Raw genomic sequence first — 3,804 nt, forward strand, 5'->3', positions numbered from 1 at the left:
TAACCTGCGCCTGTCCTGCCTCTTGCATCTAAAATCCTTGCATCTCTCCTGCGCTCATCCCCTAAATTCCCGCGCCCATGTACTTTATCTTTTAACTGTATAATAGTTTTTGTTGCTTTGGTAATAAATCGACAGCAAGCAAATTGAAACGACAGGCAACTATATCACTTTATTGGAAATGTCAGCTCATTGGCTGGTCGGTTGCGGCACTTTACTGGGGGTATACTGGCTACAGTCAGCCGGGTTTTAACTGGCTGCTGGGTATTCTTCAATATATTAGCGACGTTGCTGTGTATATCCTCATTACCCATCTATACCGGTGCCTTGCCTTAAAATTGGGATGGCAAAACCTGGGATTAAATAAATTATTGCCACGGTTGGTACCCGCGGTTATTGTATTAGGGTTGGTTTACCTGTTTGTAACCGTTTCAAAGGTTTACCTTTTCAGGGTGTGGTTTAAACCGGGGTTCTCAGAGCCCTTCGGTGATTTTTTTGATTTCTATCGCGATAGCATTTTTGTGGCCGGGGTGCGATTAATGTCGATCTGGCTGCTGGCTTATCATCTATACCACTACGCAAAACGCGAAATTAATATAGTCAAAGAAAACGCCCGGTTAGCGGTTATTACCCGCGATGCACAGCTTAATAACCTATCAGCACAACTTAACCCGCATTTCCTGTTTAACTCCTTAAATAACATCAAAGCTTTGGTTATTGATGACCCCAAATCTGCAAGGCGGGCTATAGACCTGCTGGCCGATCTGTTGCGTAATTCCCTTTACCGCGGTGATAACCAAATGATCTCCGTAAAAGAAGAGCTTGAAGTGGTTGAAGACTACCTTGAACTGGAAAAGCTCCGGCTTGAAGAGCGCCTACAATACCATATTGAGGCAAACAATCAACCGGAAAATATGATGCTTCCACGCTTGTGTATCCAAACCCTGGTTGAAAATGCGATTAAACATGGCATCGGTCAATTGAAACAAGGCGGACTTATTAATATACGGCTAAACAATGAGCATAACATTTTAACCATATCGGTAAGCAATCCCGGCAGGTTAAACCCTGTTGAAGAAAGCAACGGCCTGGGCATTAAAAACCTGAACGAGCGTTTGCAATTACAATACAAAGGTACTGCCCATTTCACTATCAGCGAAACAAACGACGTAGTAACAGCAACCATTAAAATCCCTGTAGTATGAAAAAAATAAGGGTTTTGGTCATTGATGATGAACGCGCTGCCCGGAGTGAAATAAGGCGCCTGCTCTCTGGTTACCCTGACTTTGAAATTACAGGAGAAGTTGCCAATGCCGATGATGCCCTGAAAATGATAGAAGAGCAAACGCCAGACTTACTTTTTTTGGATATTCAGATGCCCGAAAAATCAGGCTTTGACCTGCTCGAATCATTAGAACAAGTACCACCGGTAATATTTACAACAGCCTATGATCAATACGCGCTTAAAGCCTTTGAGGTAAGCGCGCTCGATTACCTCGTAAAACCAATCCGGGAGGAGAGGTTTGAAAAAGCCATAGTACAGGCAAGGCAGCGGTTGGGCAAAGCAGATACAGCCGGGCAGATCTTTGTAAAAGACCGGCAGCAGTACCATTTTATTCAATGGAGTTCGGTACACCTTATTGAATCGATGGATAACTATGCCCGCATCTTTTTCGGCGATAAAAACGTGTTCCTGAAAAGCTCGCTCAACCAGTTGGAAGAAAAATTAAATAGCACTATGTTTTTCAGGATCAACCGGGCGCAGATCATCAACCGGCAATACATTCAAGCCATAACAACGGTGGATGGCCGTTTAAAAATAACTATTAGTACAGGTGCCCAACTGGAAGTTTCCGAACGGCAATCGGCAAAATTCAGGCAATGGGCAGCAAGTAAGTAAATATAATATTAAAAATATGGAAAAATTTAATTCCCCTCTCGAGAGGGGGCGCGAAGGAAAGAGCGATAGCAGGGGTGTGTTTATGCAAGATACTTAACAAAGCAGAAACACACCCCTCCGCCCCTCTCAAGAGGGGAATCGCGCAACCCCGCCCTTTTAAGCTAAAAATCACAACACATATTAATAATCAAAATAATGAGAAAACTATTCTCCCTGCTCTTGCTATGCCTTATTTTCGGCAGTATAGCATCGGCACAAAACAAAAAAACCACAGGGCCCTACCTTCGGGATAGCGTACTGTTAAAAACCCACGACGGCGCATTTGTTACTGTAATGATAGCCCGCAAAAAAGGGGTAACTGAAAAACTACCGACCATTTTCCAGTTCACCATTTACGCCCGTCGCAGCGATACGTCAAAAATCCAGGAAGCTGCAGATAGGGGCTACGTTGGCGTAATGGCCTATACCCGTGGTAAATGGAACAGTCCCGGTGAGCCGATGGCCTATGAAACCGATGGCCGCGATGCTTATGACGTGATCGACTGGATCAGCAAGCAACCCTGGAGCGACGGTCGTGTGGGCATGTATGGTGGAAGTTATAATGGCTTTACCCAATGGGCCGCTACAAAAAAGCTTCATCCCGCACTTAAAACCATCGTGCCTTCGGCTGCCGTAGCGCCGGGACTTGATGTACCCATGACCAATAACGTGCAAATGAGCTTCGTTTTTTCGTGGACGTATTACACCAGCAATAACAAATTCCTTGATGAAAAAGATTACAACGGGCCGCAATGGAACCAGCTGTATTGGAAATGGTATAACGCGGGCTTAGCTTACCACACGCTGGACAGTCTTACCGGCAGAGGGATTAATCACATGTTCGGGCATTGGGTAGCACACCCTACTTATGATCAATACTGGCAAAACATGATCCCTTATAAAAAAGAATTTGCAGATATCAATATACCTGTGCTAACAACCACAGGGTATTACGACGGCGGACAGATTGGCGGCATGTATTACTATCGCGAACATCTTAAATATAACCCCAAAGCCAATCATTACGTGATCATCGGGCCATACGGCCATTTCGGTTCACAAGGGCATCCTGATTCCGTTTTCAACGGTTACAAAATTGATGATGCAGCGCGGATCAACATCCACGAAATTATTTATCAATGGTTTGATTATATCTTCAAAAACAAACCCAAACCTGCTTTTCTGAAGGATAAATTCAACTTTGAAGTTATGGGCAGCAACGAGTGGAAACATGTGCCTTCATTAAAGCAAATGAGTAACGATACCCTGAAGTTTTACCTGGATAACTCCCGGTTAAATCCGGTTAAACCAGTCAAAACAACTTTCGCGTCGCAACGCGTAGATTTTGCCAACCGCGATAGTATCAGCAGCTATTATTTTTTAAACCGGCTTATTTATGACACCTTGAATACCGGTAGCAGTTTGGTGTTTAAAAGTGATCCGCTTACCCAACCGCTTACTGTTAGCGGAGCCTTTTCAGGCGTTTTAAAAACCATCATCAATAAAAAAGATATGGACTACCATATGGTTATGTTTGAAGAAACGCCTGATGGCAAATATTTTTATCTCACCTACTTTATGGGCCGGGCGAGTTATGCCACCAACGCCGAGAAAAGGCATTTATTAAAACCCGAACAAATGGAAAGCATTCCTTTTACCAACAGCTATATCACCAGCCGTCAATTCAGCAAAGGCAGCCGTATCGTGATCCTGCTCAATATCAACAAAAGCCCTTTTGAACAGATCAATTACGGAACAGGAAAAAATGTAAGTGACGAAACTATCAGCGATGCTAAAGAACCACTACAAATAAAATGGTTTAATGATAGCTACATTAATGTTCCGGTATTGAGGTGAGGAAAGACACG

3 protein-coding genes are annotated in these 3,804 nt (G+C 43.7%); all 3 read left to right on the forward strand.

The features are described 5' to 3' along the window. The first annotated feature begins 143 nt into the window (after nt 1-143). The gene (locus VF500_RS01300; protein WP_330857938.1) at nt 144-1,202 is read left to right on the forward strand and encodes a sensor histidine kinase; all 1,059 of its coding nucleotides are present in this window, start codon (nt 144-146) and stop codon (nt 1,200-1,202) included. Then, entirely contained in the window at nt 1,199-1,897 is a 699-nt protein-coding gene (locus tag VF500_RS01305) for a response regulator transcription factor (protein ID WP_330857939.1), read from the forward strand. The genes VF500_RS01300 and VF500_RS01305 overlap by 4 nt, the downstream gene beginning before the upstream one ends. Before the next feature lie 195 nt (nt 1,898-2,092). Then, a complete protein-coding gene (locus VF500_RS01310; protein WP_330857940.1) occupies nt 2,093-3,793 on the forward strand; it encodes a CocE/NonD family hydrolase in 1,701 nt (566 codons plus the stop codon). Nucleotides 3,794-3,804 lie beyond the last annotated feature (11 nt).

Origin of the sequence: Mucilaginibacter sp., assembly GCF_036383575.1 — a bacterium.
Lineage (GTDB): Bacteria > Bacteroidota > Bacteroidia > Sphingobacteriales > Sphingobacteriaceae > Mucilaginibacter.